The 22,129-nt window shown below is 46.1% G+C and carries 21 protein-coding genes; 9 read left to right on the top strand and 12 right to left on the bottom strand.

Translation table 11 applies throughout. The features are described 5' to 3' along the window. Positions 1–383: 383 nt before the first annotated feature. Positions 384–965: a hypothetical protein gene (locus tag HMPREF0663_RS02820; protein ID WP_004368629.1), complete on the bottom strand. Its 582-nt coding sequence runs from the start codon at positions 963–965 to the stop codon at positions 384–386. A 241-nt stretch (positions 966–1,206) separates the two neighbouring features. On the opposite strand from HMPREF0663_RS02820, the gene ftsZ reads away from it, so the two are divergent. From ftsZ to HMPREF0663_RS02805, 3 genes are all read left to right on the top strand, one after another. Continuing rightward, entirely contained in the window at positions 1,207–2,673 is a 1,467-nt protein-coding gene (gene ftsZ / locus HMPREF0663_RS02815; RefSeq protein WP_004368627.1) for a cell division protein FtsZ, read from the top strand. A gap of 128 nt (positions 2,674–2,801) precedes the next feature. Further along, on the top strand, positions 2,802–3,476 hold the full coding sequence (locus tag HMPREF0663_RS02810; RefSeq protein WP_004368626.1) for a hypothetical protein: 675 nt from the start codon (positions 2,802–2,804) through the stop codon (positions 3,474–3,476). An 11-nt stretch (positions 3,477–3,487) separates the two neighbouring features. After that, positions 3,488–4,273, top strand: coding sequence for a hypothetical protein (locus tag HMPREF0663_RS02805; protein WP_004368625.1), 786 nt, complete (start codon positions 3,488–3,490; stop codon positions 4,271–4,273). Here HMPREF0663_RS02805 and HMPREF0663_RS02800 read toward each other — a convergent pair. The 4 genes from HMPREF0663_RS02800 to HMPREF0663_RS02785 are packed head-to-tail and all read right to left on the bottom strand — an operon-like array spanning position 4,257 to position 7,929. Continuing rightward, the gene (locus HMPREF0663_RS02800) at positions 4,257–4,943 is read right to left on the bottom strand and encodes a peptidylprolyl isomerase (protein WP_004368624.1); all 687 of its coding nucleotides are present in this window, start codon (positions 4,941–4,943) and stop codon (positions 4,257–4,259) included. The two genes, HMPREF0663_RS02805 and HMPREF0663_RS02800, sit on opposite strands and share 17 nt — an antisense overlap. Next, a complete protein-coding gene (locus tag HMPREF0663_RS02795; protein ID WP_004368623.1) occupies positions 4,933–6,075 on the bottom strand; it encodes a cytochrome d ubiquinol oxidase subunit II in 1,143 nt (380 codons plus the stop codon). Before HMPREF0663_RS02795 ends, HMPREF0663_RS02800 begins: the two co-directional genes overlap by 11 nt. A 21-nt stretch (positions 6,076–6,096) precedes the next feature. After that, positions 6,097–7,659, bottom strand: a complete 1,563-nt coding sequence (locus tag HMPREF0663_RS02790) for a cytochrome ubiquinol oxidase subunit I (RefSeq protein ID WP_036875749.1) — start codon at positions 7,657–7,659, stop codon at positions 6,097–6,099. Positions 7,660–7,704: 45 nt separating this feature from the next. Then, complete coding sequence (locus HMPREF0663_RS02785) at positions 7,705–7,929, bottom strand: DUF4492 domain-containing protein (protein ID WP_004368621.1); 225 nt, start codon at positions 7,927–7,929, stop codon at positions 7,705–7,707. A gap of 175 nt (positions 7,930–8,104) precedes the next feature. On the opposite strand from HMPREF0663_RS02785, the gene HMPREF0663_RS02780 reads away from it, so the two are divergent. From HMPREF0663_RS02780 to HMPREF0663_RS02755, 6 genes are all read left to right on the top strand, one after another. Next, positions 8,105–8,977: a DUF8429 coiled-coil domain-containing protein gene (locus tag HMPREF0663_RS02780; protein ID WP_004368620.1), complete on the top strand. Its 873-nt coding sequence runs from the start codon at positions 8,105–8,107 to the stop codon at positions 8,975–8,977. Between the two features lies 1 nt (position 8,978). Further along, complete coding sequence (locus HMPREF0663_RS02775) at positions 8,979–10,466, top strand: TolC family protein (RefSeq protein WP_036875731.1); 1,488 nt, start codon at positions 8,979–8,981, stop codon at positions 10,464–10,466. Positions 10,467–10,484: 18 nt separating this feature from the next. Then, complete coding sequence (locus HMPREF0663_RS02770; RefSeq protein WP_004368618.1) at positions 10,485–11,477, top strand: HlyD family secretion protein; 993 nt, start codon at positions 10,485–10,487, stop codon at positions 11,475–11,477. A 92-nt stretch (positions 11,478–11,569) separates the two neighbouring features. Next, positions 11,570–12,658 carry an ABC transporter permease gene (locus HMPREF0663_RS02765; protein ID WP_004368617.1) on the top strand — a complete coding sequence of 363 codons (1,089 nt, stop codon included), beginning with the start codon at positions 11,570–11,572 and terminating at the stop codon, positions 12,656–12,658. A gap of 7 nt (positions 12,659–12,665) precedes the next feature. Next, positions 12,666–13,946 carry an ABC transporter permease gene (locus HMPREF0663_RS02760; protein WP_004368616.1) on the top strand — a complete coding sequence of 427 codons (1,281 nt, stop codon included), beginning with the start codon at positions 12,666–12,668 and terminating at the stop codon, positions 13,944–13,946. 238 nt (positions 13,947–14,184) lie between these two features. Beyond that, positions 14,185–15,147, top strand: coding sequence for a hypothetical protein (locus HMPREF0663_RS02755; RefSeq protein WP_004368615.1), 963 nt, complete (start codon positions 14,185–14,187; stop codon positions 15,145–15,147). Positions 15,148–15,293: 146 nt separating this feature from the next. On the opposite strand, the gene HMPREF0663_RS02750 is transcribed toward HMPREF0663_RS02755, so the two are convergent. From HMPREF0663_RS02750 to HMPREF0663_RS02720, 7 genes are all read right to left on the bottom strand, one after another. Then, complete coding sequence (locus tag HMPREF0663_RS02750; protein WP_004368614.1) at positions 15,294–16,397, bottom strand: Mrp/NBP35 family ATP-binding protein; 1,104 nt, start codon at positions 16,395–16,397, stop codon at positions 15,294–15,296. Between the two features lie 165 nt (positions 16,398–16,562). Further along, positions 16,563–17,330, bottom strand: coding sequence for a creatininase family protein (locus HMPREF0663_RS02745; protein ID WP_004368611.1), 768 nt, complete (start codon positions 17,328–17,330; stop codon positions 16,563–16,565). A gap of 10 nt (positions 17,331–17,340) precedes the next feature. Beyond that, positions 17,341–18,528: an AGE family epimerase/isomerase gene (locus HMPREF0663_RS02740; RefSeq protein WP_004368609.1), complete on the bottom strand. Its 1,188-nt coding sequence runs from the start codon at positions 18,526–18,528 to the stop codon at positions 17,341–17,343. A gap of 13 nt (positions 18,529–18,541) precedes the next feature. Beyond that, positions 18,542–19,459: a dihydrodipicolinate synthase family protein gene (locus HMPREF0663_RS02735; RefSeq protein ID WP_004368607.1), complete on the bottom strand. Its 918-nt coding sequence runs from the start codon at positions 19,457–19,459 to the stop codon at positions 18,542–18,544. Between the two features lie 23 nt (positions 19,460–19,482). Further along, entirely contained in the window at positions 19,483–20,721 is a 1,239-nt protein-coding gene (locus HMPREF0663_RS02730; protein ID WP_016665547.1) for an MFS transporter, read from the bottom strand. A gap of 43 nt (positions 20,722–20,764) precedes the next feature. Continuing rightward, on the bottom strand, positions 20,765–21,532 hold the full coding sequence (locus tag HMPREF0663_RS02725; RefSeq protein ID WP_004368603.1) for a cyclically-permuted mutarotase: 768 nt from the start codon (positions 21,530–21,532) through the stop codon (positions 20,765–20,767). After that, complete coding sequence (locus HMPREF0663_RS02720) at positions 21,508–21,888, bottom strand: hypothetical protein (RefSeq protein WP_004368601.1); 381 nt, start codon at positions 21,886–21,888, stop codon at positions 21,508–21,510. Before HMPREF0663_RS02720 ends, HMPREF0663_RS02725 begins: the two co-directional genes overlap by 25 nt. Positions 21,889–22,129: the final 241 nt, after the last annotated feature.

The following is a 22,129-nucleotide window of genomic DNA, read 5'->3' as shown; positions in this document are numbered from 1 at the left end:
AAAAGAATATCACCAAATACCTAAAATGTCTGTATTAAAACGCTCATAAGTTAGCTCAAATTGGATCACAAACGATATGCAAATGACAAAATATAACCCGAATCAAGGATATAAATGACAAAGTCGAATGATTTTCCTACCCTATCCATAAAACACATCAAAATAATAAATAAAAAGACATGGCTACGGATAGCTTTTTCGTACTACTTCTTCTGTCTCCTATGTAAATTAGTCAAAGAACTCTTTCTAACATACTACCCCCACATCTGAGGGAAAGCGACGGCAAAAGTAATACAAAAATATAAAACCGCCAAATATTTGAACAAGAAAATGAAAAAAGAAAGAAAAAAAATAATATTAAAAACAAAAAACGAGGATACTCCTTATGTCTTTGCCTCGTAAATCACCATATTTCGGGGGAGTGTTATCAACTTCAGACGCTCGAACCATATATGCGACGCTCCTTGAACATGCTTGCGATTACGACTACTTATAATGTAATAAGAGGCACTATATTCGTCCATCAGCGACAAAAAGACATTCTTGATGCGCGAACACTTCTCATTGATAGCATTATCGAGCGGATCAACCAGCCTATCAACTGCTTCTACCACCTTTACAGTATCGAGCCATCGGCACGTTTTCGCATAATGCGACCTCAATTCGGCCTTATAATCGCCGAGTTTCTTAAATTCTATGCCTTCCGGATGGTCCAGAAATAACAAATATACCGCCTTATGAATAGGTGAAAGCTCCACCTCTTTATTATTATAAGCGGTCAGAAAGAAGCGATAATCGGCCGTTATACGAAGCGGACTCAGTGTTCCTTTGGCCGCTTCTATGCGAAGTTGCTCCAATAGAGGCACTCCTATGCTCTGCAACAGCAGGTCGTTACGCCCCATCCATTGCAGCTTCAGCACGCGTTCATGTATCTCATTTGCTATATTTTCAGCCTCTGTATTCACGCTGCAAATATAATCATTTTCCGCCAAACTTCCTACATCGGAGAAACAACTTATAAATACTTCCGAGACAGATATGCCATCTATTCTACATTGATACAAGGTCTAAGCCCGTTGAACCATACGTCTGTCTGCGATACCCCCAGAGCCCGATAAACACATGCAAGCCTTGCAAAAACTTTGTTATTTCGAAATAATAATATATTTTTGCAAATAAACATAGAATAAACAGAAAATAGAGAGCATGGAAGAATTCGATACAATGGCAACGCCTTTAGTGGATTTCGGCTACACAGAGGATAAAACAAAGAACATCATCAAGGTAATTGGCGTGGGCGGAGGCGGATGTAACGCCGTTAAGAATATGTACAACGAAGGCATTACGAACGTAACGTTTGCCGTATGCAATACCGACAGCCAGTCTCTTGCCAAGTCGCCGATCCCCGTCAAGGTACCTATAGGCGACACAGGTCTGGGGGCCGGCGCCGATCCGAAAATAGGAAAGGCGGCCGCCGAGCTAAGTATAGACAGCATCAAACGCCTGTTAGACGACGGTACCAAAATGGTGTTCGTCACTGCGGGCATGGGTGGAGGCACAGGAACCGGTGCGGCTCCTGTTATTGCAGGTGCGGCCAAAGGCATGGGCATACTTACTATAGGTATCGTAACCATACCGTTCTACTTCGAAAAGAAGCGCAAAATCATCAAAGCCCTCAAAGGTGTAGAGGAGATGCGGCGCAATGTAGACGCGTTGCTTATTATCAATAACGAACGCATCTGCGACATCTACACCAATTCCGAAGTAACCATAAAGAACGCATTTCGCCGTGCAGACCAGATACTTTGCGATGCAACCAAGTCAATCAGCGAGCTTATCACCGTTGAGGGGGATATCAATCTCGACTTCTGCGACGTTGAAACGACACTGCGCGGCGGGGGAGGCGCTATCATGGCTATGGGACGTGCCGGCGGCGAGCACCGTGTACAGAAGGCAATTATCGATGCACTGGACTCGCCCCTACTCTATGGCAACGACATAGATAAGGCCCGGCGCATACTGTTCAATATCTATACGAGCGAAAAACACCCGCTCTTTGTCAGAGAAATGACCGAAATCGACGCATTCATGGATGCACTCGATCCGAATATCGACGTGATATGGGGCGTTTCAGACGACAACAGTCTCGACGAAGATGCCAAAGTAACCATCCTTGCCACGGGGTTTGCCGACGATTTCGAGTACAATAACAGAGCCTGCACAGAGGGTTTAGACGAAGATTATTTTGAAAGTATGATCGGTAAGCTCTATAAATCGTATCAACACACAGACTTGAAAACAACAGAAAATGTTGCCGGAAATACAGCGAAATGTATAACTCGCCCCGTTGTTAAGACCGACATAGACGGCATACCCGTAACGGTATATGCCGGCGGAGAGGCGGAAGAGCAAGAAGATACTGCCGGCGAAACGACGGCAGGCGGCCGCTCTATTGCCAACGAGCTTTCTGCAACAAGCTCGCAAAAGACAGTTTCGGCACCGGAACGCAGACAACAAACGCCCGAAAACGGCTACGAAAGAACTCCGCAAACGACCTCTCTGCCACAAACCGACAGCCGGCATGAGCACGAAAGACCGTCGACGTTTCAGAACCGGATGAAAGAACTGATGAAGAAAATTACCGAACTTACACAAGATCCGGAGGAGAAATAAGGAACACGCACACCGTTCCTGTATCATGCAAAACCAGAGGTGCCGAGCCCTATATATATAATAAGGTGTAAATAAACGTATCGGGTACACCCCGAAAAGTATAAAAAACAGACCGCAAAACAATTATTATGACACACTTCACTGTAAATCAGAAGCAAGACAAACAGTTCCGTTTGTGGCTGATACTCTCTCTTGTAACTTTCGTATTAAGCAATTATCCCGCACCCGATGCAATACCCATCACGGGCTACAACGGCTATTACGTGCTCGTAGAACTCATTCTGTCGCCGGCAGTACGATACACCGTTCTGCTCATCAATACCATTATGTGGCTATGGATGCTGTATCAGCTGCAGAAAAACAGCACGAGCATAAGCAACACATTGAGCAATCTGTGGCTCGCAATGGGGGCTCTGTATGTATTGCGCACCGTATTTATGCACATCTCTTATATCCATAGCTTTTCAAATTCGTTTGGATTAAATATCATCATCCAAGCGTTGAACTTCATTTATTGCATTATCCAGATTTGGATAGGCTGCATTCTGACATTCCGACACAGCGGTCGTATCAGACAATTGGGCATAGCTTTCCTGCTCTGTTCAATAGCTCTTACCCCTATTGTACTGCTAATAATGTTCTTCACAGACCAGTTGCAAGACTATCTTCTTGTTCTCTTACGTTGGCTGCAAATGCTGTTCAATGCTTATCTATTGATATGTATGCGGCGTGTTTTTAAGGTAGAAGTAAGCTACACCGCCCCGATAACGGCAACAAGCGAAACAGATAACCAAGACAGTTAAAACATAAAAACATGGAATTAGAACAAATTATCGAAAAACTGGGTACGCTGCAAAACGGCGATACCATCGTTAAGTCGCTGCAAGAGACTACCAACCTCTTGCTCAACCGCTATTGCTTCAGCATCGAAGGCATCACTCTGTACCCGATAGAACTCGAAAGTTATTTCTACAGAGCCGGCGTTTTCGAAGATCCCTACGTGCATAGCAACGAGCTACAGATGAACCATTTCGGCGAATTTTATGTGCACCGTCGCGGACAGAGCGCCAACGACGCCTATAAGATGGATAATCGAGTGTGCGTAGGCATATCGCTTTCGGCAGCCGACACCTATTACTATTCGGCACTGATACGCAGTGCGGTGTTCGCAGACGGCACGGCGAAGTTCGGTCCCAACAACGTTCTCACCTATCTGGCAAGCAAAGTAAACGAACAAGAACACGCTATTTCGCCCGATTTCTTCAACGAACGCCATGCCGGAACGTTCGAACTGTCGAAGCTGTTTCCCGCCATCGAGCACCGAAAAGTATTGCAGAAAGCTGCCCACAACGCCGATCCGCGAAACAAAGAGAATGTGTTTTTCTCTTCAAGAATAGGTATCGGCGACGAGAACATGCACTATCGCAACATGCAACTGCGTGCCCTTATCGGCACTCTGCAGAAGGAATATCAGTTCAAGGAGAAATCTCTCATCCTGAAAGATTACCTGCAGAGCAAGAAACTACGCGGCGAAGAAGCTGCAAAGGAGGCCAAACGAGTATACGGAAGTGCACCGAAAGCAGTTATTTCACAACTGTAGCTTTCAATATTCTGATATCTTCTATCGGCCGATCATTGGCATCCGTCTCGGCCTGTTGTATATTTCTAATGGTATCAATTCCTTCCACTACCTCGCCGAAAACCGTATACTGGCCGTCGAGATGCGGCGTTCCACCCTGCTCGAAATATGCTTTTCTTATCTCCGGAGTCAGTTTTATCTTGTCGTGGGTAGCCATATCGAGTCGGCTCTGTGCACGGTCAAGCATGTCTTCACTCATGCGCTTTCCGTAGACTATATAGAACTGACTTGCCGAAGATGCATGCTCCGGATTTGTCTGGTCGGGCTCGCGAGCAGCCGCCAGCGCCCCTCTTTTATGGAAATATTGCGGAAATACGATTTCGGCAGGTAGGGTGTAGTCGGGCGAATAGTTGCCCGTAACGGCTCCGGCAGCGGCATGTCGGCTCGTAGAATCGCCCGATTGCACCATAAAACCGGCTATCACACGGTGGAACAAGTTACCATTATAATAACCGGAACGCACAAGTTTCAGAAAATTGTCGCGGTGGCGAGGCGTTTCGTTATAAAGCACAAGGCGAATGTCGCCCTTGTTCGTCTGCAACAACACTTCATGGCGCAAGCTGTCTACCTGCGCCATGAGTACGAAAGGCACTGCAGAGAGCGCCGTTAAAATTAATCTCTTAATAAGCATCTTCTTGTTCTATCTCTTCACTATCTATCTTCTTACTGTCCATAGCGCGCCATACGTAAACGATATATGCCAGTACAAACGGGATAAAAAGCGATACCACGGCCATTGCACCCAACGTAAATTCGCTGCTGCAGCTATTGGCTATCGTTAACGAGCTCTGCAAATCGACATTAGAGGGATAGTAGGCAGTGTTGTTCCATCCGGCATAAAGCAGCAATACCAGCACCGCTAATACCACTCCGATACCCGCCGGCCAGATGCCGCGTATATAATCTTTGTTCATTACAGTTTTGATAATGGCAAAGAGTAAGAATGCCACACCGACGAGAAGTATCGCAGTTAAGTACCACATGTCGAGTAAATTATGCAGATACTTCATCGCCTCCATCGAGATAACTCCCGTTACAGGATCGTATGCATAGCCGTCTTTGAGCAACGTACGCACCAAGAACGACAGAAACAGTATAAGAAAAGGTACTGTATTGATAAGCAATTGGCGACGTCCGCGAGCCCTTATTTCTTCATGCTCCACATTATTTATTACATAAAGTATACCGAGTATGCGGGCAAGAAAGAACACAGAAAAGCCGAACACCAAATTCCAAGGATCGAGCAATGCATCGAGTCCGTTGCTTGCATTTGCCCAACGACTGATTACGGGCTGCAATCCTTCGGTAATATTCATTTTGTCTATCAGGAAATTAGAGCCATCGAAGAACGTTGCAACGGCCCCTCCGAGCAACAAGGGACCAAGGATTCCGTTGATAATCAGGAACCATTGAAAGGTTTTAGCACCGAGCAAATTGCCGTTCTTGTTCTGAAATTCGTAGCTCACCGCCTGCAGTACAAACGAAAAAAGTATAACCATCCACAGCCAATAGGCACCTCCGAAGCTGGTACTATAGAACAATGGGAACGATGCAAAGAATGCCCCACCGAAAGTAACAAGTGTTGTAAAGGTGATTTCCCACTTACGTCCGGTAGAATTAACTACCATCCGATACTCTTGAGGATTACGTCCAAGACTGAAAATAAGCGAATTAGCGCCTTGAACAAACATCAGAAAGACCAATAAAGCCCCTAACAAAGAAACCAAGAGCCACCAGTAATGTTGCAAAAATATATAACTCATTGTTATTGTTTTTTTAGAAGATTAATTGTTAACAATCTGTTCAATATCAGTATGCTCGGGACCTTTCTTGATTTGCTTGCAAAGAATATTGATCTCTATGCCGAGCATCGCGGTGAAAAGTACAAGGAATATAAAGAATGTAAGAATAACCGAACCGGGCTGCAAGTCGGAAACAGCCGCCCATGTGGGCAATATGTCTTGGATAGTCCATGGCTGTCGGCCCAATTCGGCTACTACCCATCCAAGTTCGCTTGCGATATAAGCCAACGGAACAAGGACTATAGCAGACACAAGTAGCCAACGTTGTTTGGCAATGTCTTTCTTATAAACAAAGAACAGAGCCACGATAAAGAACAAAATAAATACTATTCCTAAACCTACCATGATACGGAAAGACCAGAACGTAAGCGGAATATAAGGCACGATCTGATCGGCCGACTTCACATAACCGTATCCGAAATAAGGCATATTGTCTTGTATCGTTTTCCTTACAGCAGCACTCTTATCGCCACTTCTATAGGTTTTCATAGCGCTAATGGCTTTCTTTCCACGCTCTATTTTCTCTTGCAATGAGAGTTCTTTGGTACCATCGGCTTTGGTATACCCATTGAGAATGTCGTTCACACCGGGCACATATCCATGAGAATCATGCGTAGCAAGGATAGAAAGTGCATTGGGAATGGCTATACGAGAAGCCGGTTCTTTCTCCTTAGCATAATCAGGTTGCTTGAACAGGTCTACCCATGCTACGGTTGTAAGGCCCTGATCGGTTCCGCCATTATATAGAGCTTCCATTGCTGCAAGTTTCATCGGCTGCACTTTGGCCACCATATAAGCAGAATTATCACCCGTAATTGCAGCAAGAACAGAGGCAATCAAACCGACGATACTCCCTATCTTAATGCTCTCTACAGCCAGTTTTTGCTCACGTTTTTTCAGCAGATACCACGCACTCACCCCTACGGTAAAAGCGGCACCGATAATCCACGACGATGTAACAGTATGGAAAAACTTATCGATGGCAAAGGGTGAAAGAGCCACATCAAAGAACGATACCATCTCGTTACGCATCGTATCGGGATTGAAAACACAGCCAACAGGATACTGCATCCATGCATTTGCAACAAGAATCCACCAAGCCGAAATGGTTGCGCCCAAGCCGGTAAGCCATGTAGAGGCCAAATGAAAACCAGACGAAACCTTCTTCCAACCGAAGAACATCACGGCTACAAAGGTAGATTCCATAAAAAATGCGATAATTCCTTCTATAGCAAGAGGTGCGCCGAATATATCGCCTACGAACCACGAATAGTTACTCCAATTGGTACCGAACTCGAATTCAAGGATAATACCCGTGGCAACTCCCATGGCAAAATTAATACCGAAGAGCTTTTGCCAAAAACGGGCAGCATCCTTCCAAAAAGGTTTTTTGGTTCGATAATAGCATGTCTCCACGATTCCCATTACCACTGCAAGCCCCAAAGTAAGTGGAACAAACAGCCAATGATAGATGGCCGTCAAGGCGAATTGTGCCCTCGACCAGTCGATAGTTCCAGCAGAAATGTCTAATAATAAGTTGTTAATCATAATTTATTTAGGTTTATAATATTTTAAACAGCTTGTGTTTGCCTATTTTCCAGAGCGTTCCAAAAGTTCTTTAGATACATATTCGTTTTCATGACCTGCATTGCTTTTCTCTTTTAAAAAGTCAGGAAAGAAAAAAACTTTGAGCACAGCAAACATGATAAACAGCTTAATAAGAATTACTATCCATAATGTTTTACCGATCGTCATGTGGCGAAAACCGTCGTAATACAGGTCGAACACCTTATATATATAACCACTTTTCTTCACTTTGTAATATTTTCAATTAGGCCGTAAAATTACAAATTAAAATTTAATATTGTCCTTTTTTTCCATAAAAATGCAAATTTTTAATATAATAAAGATTTGGTATTCTGAAATTCTTTGCTAATTAAGATAAAAATTTTAACTTTGCGTACTTGTTTTATATAATAAGAATTCTTTTATGAAGAGAAATGTCTTAATCCCCATTATCATTGTCGGAGTGCTTCTTATTGCCGGCATTATATACCTTACTTTTAGTCTGAACAAGCAGAAAGAAGCCAACAAAGCGATGCAAGAGCTGGCAGAACTCGATAAAAAAGAGATGGAAAACGAGTATCAGCAGTTCGCTAATCAATACAGCGAGATGCGTACTAAGATATCTAACGACTCCATTGTGGCGCAATTGACAGCCGAACAAGAAAAGACACAACGACTTTTAGAAGAGCTAAAACAAGTAAAAAGCAGCGACGCACGCGAGATTGCGCGGCTGAAAAAAGAACTTGCCACGGTGCGACAGGTGCTTCGCAGCTATGTTATAGAAATAGACTCGCTGAACCGGCTGAACCAAAATCTGACGGCAGAGAATACTCGTGTGAAAGGTCAATATGCAGAAGCCACGCGACAGATCGAAGGCCTAAATACAGAAAAAGCATCGCTCTCGGAAAAAATAGCCATTGCCTCGCAACTCGATGCGGTAGGTATAGAAATGTCGTTGATAGACAAACACAGCAAAACAACTAATAGAATTTCGAAATGCAATACCGTACAAGTAAGTTTCAGCATAACAAAAAACGTTACTGCAACCAACGGCATGCGCACAATTTATGTACGAATAATCTCGCCAACAGGTTCTATTTTGGGTAACGGAGGTGCATTCCAATACGAAAACCGCACACTGCAATGCTCAATGAAAAAGACCATTGAGTACGGTGGACAGCAGACCTCAGTTACCACTTATTGGAATGTAGATCAAGCACTCGTAAGCGGTACTTACCAAGTAAGTATCTTTGCCGACGGAAACATGATTGGATCAAGAAGTTTTACTTTTAAATAAAATGAAGAAAGTATTAACGTTTTTCATGCTTATCGGCGCACTCTTACCCGTTGAAGCGCAACAACAGATGCTCACACTCGACAGTTGTAGAGCGATGGCATTGCGCAACAACAAGCAGTTGAACATAGCCCGATTAAAGCAAGATGTGGCAAGAAACGCCCGTAAAGCGATGCGTACCAAGTACCTTCCTAAGGTAGACGCCATAGGGGGATACGAGTTGTTCAGCAAAGAAATATCGTTGCTCAACGACAGGCAGAAGAATGCACTCGGCAATTTGGGCACCACCGTATCGGGAAACATCGGCACCAATCTGAACAGCATTATCACCAATATGGTGCAACAGGGCATCATAACACCGCAAGTGGGGCAACAGATGGGAAGTTTGCTCAACACCTTGGGTACCCCTCTGGCACAAGCAGGAAACCAATTGGGCCAAACCATTAACGATGCATTCCGCACCGACACCCGACAGGTATGGTCTGGAGCCGTGCTGCTTCGCCAACCGGTCTACATGGGAGGCGCCATTATCGCCGCCAACAAGATTGCCAACATCACCGAACAAATGGCTGCAAACGACTTAAACCTGCGAACTCAAACCACATTATATAATATAGATCAGGCTTACTGGACGGTTGTATCGCTGCGAGAAAAAGAAAAACTGGCCATAAGCTACCGAGATTTGGTGAAGAAACTCGACTCGGATGTAAAGAAAATGATCAAAGAAGGGGTGGCAACCCGTGCAGATGGACTGAAAGTAGACGTAAAAGTAAACGAAGCAGAAATGCAGATAACACAGGTAGAAAACGGACTATCGCTCGCCAAAATGCTGCTGTGCCAGCTCTGCGGACTGCCTTTAGACAAAGATATCCGCCTCTACGACGAATACAAAGAAACACTCTATGCGTCATATCCCGCCGAAGATACAACCGATGTTTCTGCCGTTTCCCGCCCCGAACTTAAAATGCTACAAAACACAATCGATATAAGTAAGCAGAATACACGTATCATACGTGCCGAATATCTGCCCCATGTAGCGCTCACAGGCGGGTATCTTATCTCGAACCCCAATGTATTCAACGGATTTCAAAGAAACTTCTCGGGTGTTTGGAACGTAGGACTTATCGTGCAGATACCCGTATGGAACTGGTTCGAGAGTTCCTATAAAATAAGAGCGTCCAAGGCAACTACGAATATTGCAATGATGGAACTCAGCGATGCGGAAGAAAAAATAGCGTTGCAAATTACACAGAGTCGCTTCAAAGTAAAGGAAGCCTATAAACGGCTTTTGATGGCAAATGAGAACATAAAGAGTGCTGAAGAGAACCTTCGTTGTGCCAATCTTGGCTTCAGCGAGGGTGTTATGGAATCGACAGATGTCATGGCTGCGCAAACTGCATGGCAACAGGCACAGAGCCAAAAGATAGATGCCGAGGTCGAAGTAAAATTAGCCCAAGTGAACCTGAACAAGGCTCTTGGCACATTACAATAATAAAGAGAAGAAAGAATTATGTCAGCAAAAACACAACATACCAACATTCTTCTTGCTGTAATCGGATTTGCAGCAGTGGTTGTAATTGTAGCAATCATCGGATTTTTTACGTTGGGAAGAACGCCGGAAATAGTACAAGGCGAAGTCGAAGTATCGGAATACCGCGTGTCGAGCAAGCTGCCGGGCCGCATTGTCGACCTGCGTGTGAAGGAGGGAGACTATGTACATGTGGGCGACACCCTTGCTATTCTCGAAGTACCCGAGGTAAGTGCGCAGCAAAGAGTGGCCGAAGCAACGAAAGATGCAGCCGCTGCAATGAGCGATATGGCCGACAACGGCGCGCGTAAAGAGCAGATACGGGGTGCTTACGAGCTTTGGCAACAGGCAGAAGCTGCACTCACCATCGCAGAAAAATCCTACAAGCGCGTGCAGCATTTGTTCGATGAAGGGGTAATGAGCGCCCAAAAACGCGACGAAGCATTTGCCGCCTATAAGGCTACCGAAGCACAGGTAAGGGCCGCAAAGAGCCAATACGACCTTGCCAAAAACGGCGCCCGCCAAGAAGAGAAACGCGCTGCAGCCAAGCAAGCGCAAGCTGCCAAGGGGGCTGTAGATGTGGTAAAATCGCTTTTGAAAGAAACCGTACAGGTCTCGCAAGTAGAAGGTGAGGTCAGTGATGTGTACCCCAAAGTGGGCGAACTGGTAGGTATAGGCTCGCCAATCATGAGTATATCGATCATGAAAGATATGTGGGGCACTTTTAACGTGCGCGAAGACCAGCTGAAAGGCATGAAGGTAGGAAGTGTGTTCACAGCCTTTTCGCCCGCTTTCAACAAAGATATCAAGATGAAGGTCTACTACATTAAAGACCAAGGATCTTATGCCGTGTGGAAAGCAACCAAGGCCAACGGCCAATACGATCTGAAAACATTCGAGGTAAAGGCACGGCCTTTGCAGAAATTCGACGGTCTTCGTCCGGGAATGTCGTTGATTATTAAGGAAGAACAATAAAACTTTTCGTTACGAAAACCATTCGTCAGATATACCGAATAGCCCTCCGCGAATGCGGTTTCCTGCGCAGCAATCCCATCTACGGGTTCTGTATGGTCGTGTTCCCCATTGTGGTTATCCTCTTCTTTACATCGCTGATGAACGAAGGGACACCCGAAGATATGCCCGTAGGCATAGTAGATCAAGACAACACATCGACAACTCGCGCACTCATACGCAATTTAGATGCTTTCCAAACGACACGTGTCGTAGCTCATTATCCCAATATCAACGAGGCCCGACAAGCCATCCAGCGCAACGAAATCTATGCCTTTCTACTCATACCCAAGGGAACTACCGACGGTCTATTGTCCTCACGCCGCCCCAAAATTTCGTTTTATTACAGCAGCGTGTCGCTTGTAGCAGGCTCAAACCTGTTTCGCGACCTTAAAACCATCTCTACCTTAGGCTCTGCAGCGGTAGGTTCGGCCAAGTTATCCGCACTTGGCAAGACCGGCAGAGAGATACGCAATTACCTTCAACCCATAGCCATAGACCTGCACATGATAGGAAATCCGTGGGCCAACTATAACATTTATTTGAGTACAGCAATGGTTCCGGGCCTGCTCATGCTCTTTATTTTCCTTATCACCCCCTACTCTATCGGCACCGAAATCAAGTTTAAGCGCTCCAAGGAGTGGCTTGCCTTAGCCGATAACAACATCTTCGTGGCGCTCGCAGGTAAGATGTTGCCGCAATTTCTGATATTCCTGCTTGTCTTTCTCGGCTTCGATTTCTACATTTATTATGTATTGTCGTTCCCTCATCCGGGCGGTCTGTTCCCCATACTTCTGCTTACGTTGCTCTCACTCATGGCCTGTCAGGGGTTCGGCATATTCGCTTTCGGCTTGATGCCATCACTCCGAATGTCGATGAGCGTATGCTCTCTCTGGGCTGTAGTGAGCTTCTCGGTGTGCGGGGCCACCTATCCAGTGTTCGCAATGAACCCGATGATCGAGGCCATAGCACAGCTGTTTCCACTACGCCACTACTACATGATTTATCAAATCGGCATCTTCAACGGTTTTCCGCTCGGCAACGCATGGCCCAATATCATGGCTCTGTTCCTGATGGCCCTGCTTCCTCTCATCACCATCAGGAACATGCGGAAAGCGTTGCTCACCTATATATACATACCATAACTGCAAGATGGACAACAAAGGACTACGACATAGAACCGCTGAAGGGCTGAGAGACATGTGTTACATCTGGGCCAAAGAGATGAAAGCCACCGTTAAAGACGAGGGTGTCTTGATCTTTTTCATCCTTGTTCCTTTGCTTTACCCCCTGCTCTATTCGTGGATATACAACAATGAAGTGGTACGCGAAGTGCCCGTTGCCATCGTCGACCTCTCACACAGTCATGCTTCGCGCGAATTTATCCGTGCATTCGACGCCTCTCCTGATACCAAAGCGGCCTATTATTGCAACAACTTAGATGAGGCAAAAGCCCTTGTAGGCAAGCAACAGGTGCACGGCGTGCTTTATTTCCCGGCCGACTTCGGCACCGACCTCTACCGCGGAGGCGGCCAATCTCATGTGGGCGTGTACTGCGACATGAGCCTCATGCTTACCTACAAAGCCATTTATCAAACGGCACAGGCAGTGGCTTCGCAGCTCAACAGCGGCATACAGATTTCACAATCCAACGACTTTACCACCCGAGACGAGGAAATTACCGCCCAACCGCTTGCCTTTGAAGAGGTACAGATATTCAATTCAACGGGCGGATACGGCAATGCCATCATCCCCGGAGTGCTCATGGTCATCATCCAGCAGACGCTTCTGCTGGGCATAGGTCTTGCTGCCGGCACGGCCCGAGAGAACAACCGTTACAAAGACCTCGTACCCGTAAGCAAGCATTATAACGGCATTTTCCGCATCGTGCTGGGCAAGTCGATGTGTTACTTCATGGTTTACGCCGTCATGGCTGCCTATCTTACCCTCGTTGTTCCGCGCCTGTTCGGCTATACAACTATGGCATCTGCCAGCGCTCTTGTAGGCCTGTTGGTACCTTACCTGTGCTCTTGTATCTTCTTCGGCATGGCGGTTTCGTGCCTTGTACGCTACAGAGAGAACGTAATGTTACTGGTGGTTTTCACCTCTGTTCCTTTCCTCTTCATGACAGGTATATCATGGCCACAGGCGAATATCCCGGGCATTTGGCAAGGTATAGCCACGATTTTCCCCTCCACTTTCGGCGTTCGAGGCTTCCTGCGCATCAGTTCTATGGGCGGCACTCTTGCCGATATCGAAGCCGAGTATCAGGCTCTATGGACACAGGTGGTAGTATATTTCTTCGCTACCTGCCTCATCTACCGCTATCAGATTATACTTGCACGCCGGCACGCCATCGAACAAATCAACATGATGAAGAAACATATCGCTGCTGCAAAGGCGAAATCGGCCCTCGAAAACAGGCAGGTATAAACAACACTTCAGTCCCTCGCCACGATTACGTTCCACGCATTTTAAGAAAATATATAATCCCTTATTCCTCAATACATAAACCACGACAGCGACAAATAGGCCGTGCAAATACTTTAGATAAGCATTCTAAGCGCCTTACATTACCCATCTGAAACGTTTATATGGAACATCTGTAGGCCCAAGAATATAAGAACCGCCGGATAAGGCAGAAACAGCACTCGTTACAAGTACACGCCACATGATAATAATTGCATTATTCTTTGTACTTTCCATTGCATTGGCAGCGCTTGCATTCCGCCGAACAAAGCGTGCCGAGCGCAGTGTTTTGCCCGCAGAAACAGCAGAGCCGAACTCCATAGAAAGAATGCCGTTCAGCATCATTCTGTGCTATATCGCCACCGGCATATCCACCCTATTCCTATTATTTTTGCTGCTTGTGTTCTGTTTTGCCGCCGATATAAACGGCACGATGGTCGTTATTACATTCTTATTCGCGGCATTATGGTTCATCACAATCCCCGTGGCCTGCCTTTATCTCTACTCTTTCGTGCGGTCGCTTTTCAGCAACAACCGCCATAGCCGCAAACTGTTATGGCTGCACACTATCAACATGCTGCTGGTTTGTATGCTTGCCGTCGCCGACGTACAGACCGGTCAGACGTGCGATGCCGACACGATGGAAGCGCACTACCGGCAATATGGCCGCGATATGCAGACGCTTGTAAACGACATCCGCCACAGTCTACCCGACAGCACGCGGCTGTCTGTGGAGTTCATCAGGTACGGAAAGGTGGACCGTTTGTTCCTAAAAGGGCGCCACAGCATTAGCTATAATCGCGAAATAGACAGCATCGGCGTGCTGGAAACAAGGCGGGCGCGGGCGGCAGGCATCACTCCCGAACGGCTCGAAACGTTGTACCGGCGGCTCAAGGCCGTGGGCTGCCGAGGGATAGACATCGACAACTACAGTCGTAATCCGGCCGTATTGCTCTTTCGCCGCGTAAGCATGGGCGCCTATTATTTCTGTCTGTACGACATACCTCTAACAGATAATGAACTCAAAGAGCTGACGTCAGACGACGCGATGATCGTTCTGAACCGCCGAGTTGTACTGCAATACGGCGGCGGAGCTATCGGGGGACAGAACTTCATAGGCAAAGAAGAGTTCGAACAGCGACACCATCGTGCCGATAAGAAATAAAAACAAACTTTTTATACCCACTTCTTATTTGCACGATTATGATAGCAATAACATTTTTTATTCTGCTTGCAGGCGCAATATATTATATTTTACAGAAAAGCGCACCTATAGTATCGCAAATTCGTATATCGTATTTACCACCCCTATCAGTTGTTATCTACCTGCACTATTTTTGTCGGACTCTGCTCTTTGTTGCGCCGGTTGGTCACCGTAACCACCGCCTGTGCAAGATTCAGAAAGGCTTGTCCCGTCGCTGAACCTACATTGCAAGCAGCCGGTTTGCCCGCATCGCCGCTCTCGCAAATACTCTGTACGATCGGAATTTGCGCCAACAAGGGGCAATTCATCTCTTCGGCAAGGTTCTTACAGCCCTCTTTACCGAAGATATAATACTTGTTTTCGGGCAGTTCGGCAGGTGTGAACCATGCCATGTTCTCCACTAAACCGAGGATAGGCACGTTCACTTTCTCGTTCCGATACATGTCTATTCCCTTACGGGCATCGGCTAAAGCCACGCTCTGCGGTGTACTTACGATGACTGCACCCGTAATGGCAAGCGTCTGAAGCAATGTAAGATGGATGTCGCTCGTACCGGGCGGCGTGTCAAGAATAAAGTAATCGAGGTCTCCCCAATCGGTATCAGCAATCAATTGCTTTAGGGCTGATGTGGCCATACCGCCACGCCACAGCGTTGCAGTGTCGGGATTAACGAAGAAACCGATGCTTAAAAGCCTCACACCATATTGCTCTACCGGCTCTATGAGTTGCCTGCCGTCTTTTTCCACCGAATATATTTTTGCGTCTTCCACACCGAACATCTTCGGCATAGACGGCCCGAAGATGTCCGTATCGAGCAATCCAACCTTATAACCAAGGCGGGCTAAGGCAATCGCAAGGTTCGCAGAAACGGTGGATTTGCCCACTCCGCCCTTGCCGGAGCTCACTGCAATGATGTTCTTTACATGAGGTAACAGCTTTCCGACCTCCGGTCGTGGGGCCGATTTGAACTCTGTAGCGATGGTAACTTCCACGTCTTTATCTACATGATAGTGTATGGCAGCCTCTGCAGCCTTAAGTGTAGACTTTAAAAACGGATCGGTTTCGCGCGGAAAGATAAGGGTGAACGCCACTTTCATGCCGTCTATTCTTACATCATCGGCAAGCATTTCGCTTTCTATCAAGTTCTTTTTCGTACCGGGATAGATAACTGTAGTTAAGGCATCCGTGATGAGTTTTGGATATAATGTCATAATGTTTCTAAAATTTATTGTATCTGTATGCCTGTCGAAACAATAGTTTTACGGGCTCGTTGCAAAGATAATCAAAATATACGAATAATAGAGAAGCCCAAAAGGAAAAATCCTTTCGGGCTATAGTGCGGGCATTACGCATTGACAGACGATGCACTCTTCGGTTCAACGGTACATATCTTCAGGTGCAGTAGTGGCAAAGTCACGTATAAATTCGGCATATTTCGCGGCCACGGCTTCGGCAAATATCCGTCCTTTTTCGGCCGTAGAACCGCGCGGATCGCCTATTCCGGTATCGACGGAAACACGGTTCCATGCCCTCGGAATCCATACACGTCCCTCCTGCAAGGCAGGAATGGCGAACGATTTTGCATCGCCTGCCCCTGCTTCATCGAGGTTTACGAGCTCCTGATGATAATGCATCATCACCGAAGTTTCTACTTCATCGGCATGATCTCCCGGGGTATCGAAGAATTCTTTGGCAGGCATAAGTTTGAACCATTCACTGGTTGCCACCACGAAATGGGGATATTCCACGGATAGGTCGCGGATCATGTTCTTAAAGGTATTGCCTCCATGTCCGTTGACGATCAGCAATTTGCGAAATCCTTGATAGTTGAGAGAGGCCACGATATCGGTAAGAATTGCCTTTTGTGTTTCATATCGGGCGTGTACACAGAAACTGAGTTCGCGCTGTCCCGGATTTTGAGAACCCATATTCACAGGAGGCATCACCATGCAACGTATACCGTAACGTTCGAAAGTTTGTTGCGCAGCATCTACAGCAATATCATGCGAGAGGATGCAATCGGTCATATAAGGCAAATGCAAATTATGGGGTTCGGTAGCGCCCCATGGCAGTAACACAACCGAATAGTCGTATTGACGTGCAATTCCGTAGGTAGATACGGACAAATCTAATTCTCTGTTCATCGTCAGAAATTTATTTTGATTTATTCAGAATGTCTTGACAAAGGGTGTAACCCATAATCATCATGCGGGGAATATGGAAAGGTCCCTTGAATATATTGCCCTTTGCAGGCTGCGCCACAGTACCGTCACGATGCAAATACCCATACCATTCGCCAAACGTATGATCGGGAAAATGACTGTAGGTCCAATCGCTAATAATCTGATGTCGCCGTAAGTATTCCTCTTCACCTGTGGCGAGATAGGCATAGAGCATAGCAATAATGGTCTCAGTCTGCGGCCACCAGAACTTCATGTCTTGCGAATAATCCTGCGAAGGCAAGTTCTTGCAGTCACAGAAGTTAATTATACCGCCGAAATCCTTATCCCATCCCCAGTCCCAAGACCAGTTCAATATCTTTAATCCCAATGCTGTAAGTTCCTTATCCCATCCACGTTGCCGCGCTTCTTCGAGAATAAACCACGACGTTTCTATGCAATGTCCGGGATTGATCATGCGCCCGTTGCATGTATCTATAAACTCTCCGTGCAATCCCACGGTCTCCAATACGGCCTTAAATTCAGGGTGTAAAAAGTACGTCTGCAACTCTTTGAGCGATCGGTCAATCTGTTCAGTGAGCTCAGGCGTATCGATTGCCGCCCGAATACGCGATGCCGTATTGATTAATATCATTGTTAAAGAGTGCCCTTGGCATTGCAATGACGGCAGATATTTGGGTTCCAAAAGCCCGTGAGTGTTCTTGTAATGCAAGATCAAACGAAAGAGTTCGAGCGCTCGTTCCGCATAACTCTTGTCTCCGGAGGCAATGGAATATTCCGACATTGCAATGGCTGCAAAGCATTCGGAGAATAAATAACGGCGCATACGCAAAGGAGTACCGTCTTCAGTTACCTCGAAATACATCCTTCCATGTGCATCGGTGCAGTGCTGAATGATAAAATCGATACAGCTCTTCGAGGCATCCAACCACTCTTGACGTTTCTCTATACGGTTATAGGCATAGGCTGCGATAAAGCCAAAACGCCCCTGAAACCACACCGACTTAGTGGTATCCATCAAACTTCCGTCACGATTAAGGCAGGTATAAATACCTCCATGCTTCTTATCAAGCCCATGCTTGAGCCAGAAAGCCATAATATCGTCTGTGAGATCTGCCTTATATGAGGCCGACCATTTTCTTAAATATTGCTGATAATCCATAACTGTTTATGTTTTAAAATCGGTTGCAACGCTCGAAAAAACCTATTTTTTCAAGTTCTCGGCGCATATTCTGTTCTTCTTCATCGGTCATGTTTTGAAACGGAACACGGTTAGGTCCCAAGTCAAAACCTATAAGTTTCATAATTCGTTTTCCACCTACGATATTGCCACGGAAACGACATATCACATTGATTACGGCCTGCGAGAAGTCCTGTTTCTCGCGTGCAGTATCGATATCTCCACGGTTCCATGCCTCTATAATGCCCGTAAGTTCACGTCCGTTATAATTCGTAGTACCGCCGATACCTCCGCGCGCACCTCCTTGAGCAAGGCTCGAAAGAATCGTTTCATCCTGTCCGTGGAGCATATCGTATTTTCCTTCTCCGTACAACCTACATTGATTGTACTCATAGAGACTCTCGTAAGTATACTTGATACCTGCAAAATTAGGAATTCTTCCATCGACAGATTTCAATAATTCGAGCATGGGAAGATAGACACCGTTAAAGGCTGGGATGTGATAATAGTAGAATGGAAGGTCCGGAGCAGCTGCTGCAATAGTTTCACAATACTTGACCAATTCTTCTATCCTGCCGATACGGGGGAACGGGGGAGCCATGGCACCGATGCCCCATGCACCGATTTGCCGAGCATGGCGGGCTAAATTCTCGCTTTCGCGCAGGCAACAACTGCCCACATGCACGATAACTTTAAAGCCTTCAGGGGCAGCCTCCACCCATTTCTCTGCCAAAAGTTTACGCTCATCCGTGGTAAGCATGTAGCCTTCACCCGATGAACCGTTGATGAAAACGCCTTTTAAACCGTTCTTCACAAGCATATCTGCATACGCTTTAATGGGTGTTGTGTTTACATCACCGTTTTCATAAAAAGGCGTAAACGGCGCGTCTATAAGTCCTATAATCTTTTCCATATAATGTTTGTTTATCAATATTGTTATTCCATATTATCCGTTTTAGGGTGCAAGAAAATAAGTTGAAGCGCTAAAGCTACGGCAACTACGCCACCCAAAAGTGCAAAACCCAATCCTAAACTGCCACCGTCAGTCAATTTACCCAATACCTGTGTAACAGCTGCTCCGGCAAATACGCCCGTCATATTCATAATTCCATAAGCCGTAGCACGGTAACGCGACGAAATAAATTGGCACAAGATCGGCATATTATTGGTATCGAAAATACCGAAACCTATACCGAACAAAACTCCTGCACCTATAACAGTAACGAGACTATGGCCCAATCCTAACAGCATAAGGGCGGGGATTGTCATGCCCAGACCTATGGCACTCGTGTACACACGACCACGAATATTGCGCTGAACCCAACGGTCCGAGAGTATTCCCCCGACGATAACACCCACGAAAGACGATACGGCTATGGTGATGGTCGATAGAGGTCCGGCACTCGCCATGGGAATATGCAAACTTTCCGCAAACAATGTAGGCAGCCAATTCTTAGTTGCCCATCCGGGTAGACTGGGCACCGCGAAATAAAAGAGGATAATCCAAAATGCCCAAGTAGACAGAACTACACCCAATCCTCTAAACAATTGAATGCCCACTTTCTTGGGCTTAGCATTCTCATATGCAGGCTCTGCCCGATGTTTAGGGTTCTCTTTCAGCACCAGAACCAGCAGAACAGCATAAACGATGCCCACCATTCCGAGCCCTTGAAAGGCTGTATGCCATGAAAATATCATAGCAACGGTCGCCCCGAAACCACCGATCGCCTGTCCTACATAGAGCCCTGTCATGTGTATTCCGATAGCAAGTGAACGCGATTTACCTTCGTGCCAATCGGCAATAAGCGACAATGCAGAGGGAATATACAGCGCTTCACTCACTCCCATCAGTGCACGTAGCCAATACAGTTGGTCGAAGGTTTGAGCAAATCCCATAAGAAATGTTACTGCAGACCATACAAACAAGCTGCCTACAACAAGCCATTTGCGGTCTACTTTATCGGCAACGATACCCGCAAACGGACTCACAATGCCGTATATCCATAGAAAAACCGCCATCAATACACCAAAGGCTTCGGCCTTATTCAGTTCTGCGATGTCTGCTTTCATGGCTTCCTGCATCGTCGAGAGCATCTGCCTGTCCATATAATTCAGCAGGGCTACTGCCCAAAGCAGGCCCACCACAACCCAAGGATAATACTTTTTTTCTTTCATCATATATTCGGTTATCAGTTGAATGATTTACATTTCATGGCATCTATCGCCTCAGTTTCATGCGGTAAACAGTAGGAGTACGCACACCGGGCATCAATTCTCCACCTATTATATATATAGTATCGCGCATTCGCACAAGCGAACTACCGGCTCTGGCCGTAATGTTATTCGTACCGATAATGTGCCACTTTTCATCTTCGTACAGCAATATATGTGGATTGAATTTATACCATTCCGCATTATGACGCAGATAATCAGACTGCTGTTCATTCAGTGCACGAAGGAAAACCAACCTGTTTACACCGCCTATAGCGAGCATTCTGTCGTCTGAAAGCATCACCGAAGCGACCCCGCCAAGAAATATTTCTTCGTTATTCATACCGACCGGCGCCGGAAGATCGTACCACAAAGCCTTTCCAACGGCCAAAGCAACGCCATTCATAGATAAAGTTGCAGCTTTATTTGCCGTGCGCGGAGCAAAACCTCCCCACATCTTAAACACAGACTTCTTAAATCCTCCCGACACAGGTTGCACGCGTGCCGTCTCCGGAAAGGCAACAACCTCATGCCATCCTCCTGCAATATCTTCGAGATTTAGGCATAATACCGTATTTACGGCTACGCCATTCCGATTTCCGCCGGCCACATAAATGCAATTCCCCACAACACTTCCCGTCATATTATCGAGCGCACAAGTCAACGAAGGCAATCGTGTAACAACGGCCTTCCCTTTTCTTATCTTTATTTGCACTACCGCGTTCAGTGCTTCCGACGCATTATTACCGCCTATACAAATAATGCTTTTTTCCATATTACGGCCACACCGTAGGCCGATTTTACAGGTAAATCTCCTATGTGCCGCCACTCTAAGCTATCGCCCTGCCCGATCTTTGCAGCATAAATACCTTTGTAATATCTCTTTTTCCCGCCATCTGCTGCAGGTATATCGGGGAAATTGCACCCGCCAGCCATAATAAGTTGGCGCCCTATCGCACCCGCAAAGCAAGCCGACACACCCTTTTCGTATCCGCTCTCCATTGCAGGAAAGCCTCGCATCAAGTGCAACCCGATGTTATATTGCGCCAAAATATCTAAACTAAAGAACGGTAATATGAGGGCAATTACCACAGATATTCTCGTTCTGGCAATACCGATCAATGTTGTCATAAAGCACAAAAACAGCAACTCACAAGCCTGTTGTTCACTGTTAAAACCTGTAATAATAGTAGATGAGTTTTTATTTTATCCGCTACAAAGATAACATAAAATTCAGTAATTACAAAACATATCCTGTTTTTTAGGACAAAGGTAAGACATCGTTTCAGTATATATACCACATATAAAAAAAGATTAAAAATGCGATATACCGATAACAACGTAATAGAGATTTCATTATATTTGCGACATA

The organism is Hoylesella oralis ATCC 33269, assembly GCF_000185145.2.
Lineage (GTDB): Bacteria > Bacteroidota > Bacteroidia > Bacteroidales > Bacteroidaceae > Prevotella > Prevotella phocaeensis.
The sequence above is the reverse complement of the archived record's forward strand: the minus strand, read 5'-3'. Positions and strand labels throughout refer to the sequence as shown.

Bases quoted from the DNA above. Each gene is read 5' to 3' on its own strand.
- ftsZ (WP_004368627.1), top strand. From the start codon at position 1,207: ATGGAAGAATTCGATACAATGGCAACGCCTTTAGTGGATTTCGGCTAC.
- HMPREF0663_RS02810 (WP_004368626.1), top strand. From the start codon at position 2,802: ATGACACACTTCACTGTAAATCAGAAGCAAGACAAACAGTTCCGTTTG.
- HMPREF0663_RS02805 (WP_004368625.1), top strand. From the start codon at position 3,488: ATGGAATTAGAACAAATTATCGAAAAACTGGGTACGCTGCAAAACGGC.
- HMPREF0663_RS02800 (WP_004368624.1), bottom strand. From the start codon at position 4,943: ATGCTTATTAAGAGATTAATTTTAACGGCGCTCTCTGCAGTGCCTTTC.
- HMPREF0663_RS02795 (WP_004368623.1), bottom strand. From the start codon at position 6,075: ATGAGTTATATATTTTTGCAACATTACTGGTGGCTCTTGGTTTCTTTG.
- HMPREF0663_RS02780 (WP_004368620.1), top strand. From the start codon at position 8,105: ATGAAGAGAAATGTCTTAATCCCCATTATCATTGTCGGAGTGCTTCTT.
- HMPREF0663_RS02775 (WP_036875731.1), top strand. From the start codon at position 8,979: ATGAAGAAAGTATTAACGTTTTTCATGCTTATCGGCGCACTCTTACCC.
- HMPREF0663_RS02770 (WP_004368618.1), top strand. From the start codon at position 10,485: ATGTCAGCAAAAACACAACATACCAACATTCTTCTTGCTGTAATCGGA.
- HMPREF0663_RS02765 (WP_004368617.1), top strand. From the start codon at position 11,570: ATGGTCGTGTTCCCCATTGTGGTTATCCTCTTCTTTACATCGCTGATG.
- HMPREF0663_RS02760 (WP_004368616.1), top strand. From the start codon at position 12,666: ATGGACAACAAAGGACTACGACATAGAACCGCTGAAGGGCTGAGAGAC.
- HMPREF0663_RS02755 (WP_004368615.1), top strand. From the start codon at position 14,185: ATGATAATAATTGCATTATTCTTTGTACTTTCCATTGCATTGGCAGCG.
- HMPREF0663_RS02750 (WP_004368614.1), bottom strand. From the start codon at position 16,397: ATGACATTATATCCAAAACTCATCACGGATGCCTTAACTACAGTTATC.
- HMPREF0663_RS02745 (WP_004368611.1), bottom strand. From the start codon at position 17,330: ATGAACAGAGAATTAGATTTGTCCGTATCTACCTACGGAATTGCACGT.
- HMPREF0663_RS02740 (WP_004368609.1), bottom strand. From the start codon at position 18,528: ATGGATTATCAGCAATATTTAAGAAAATGGTCGGCCTCATATAAGGCA.
- HMPREF0663_RS02735 (WP_004368607.1), bottom strand. From the start codon at position 19,459: ATGGAAAAGATTATAGGACTTATAGACGCGCCGTTTACGCCTTTTTAT.
- HMPREF0663_RS02730 (WP_016665547.1), bottom strand. From the start codon at position 20,721: ATGAAAGAAAAAAAGTATTATCCTTGGGTTGTGGTGGGCCTGCTTTGG.
- HMPREF0663_RS02725 (WP_004368603.1), bottom strand. From the start codon at position 21,532: ATGGAAAAAAGCATTATTTGTATAGGCGGTAATAATGCGTCGGAAGCA.
- HMPREF0663_RS02720 (WP_004368601.1), bottom strand. From the start codon at position 21,888: ATGACAACATTGATCGGTATTGCCAGAACGAGAATATCTGTGGTAATT.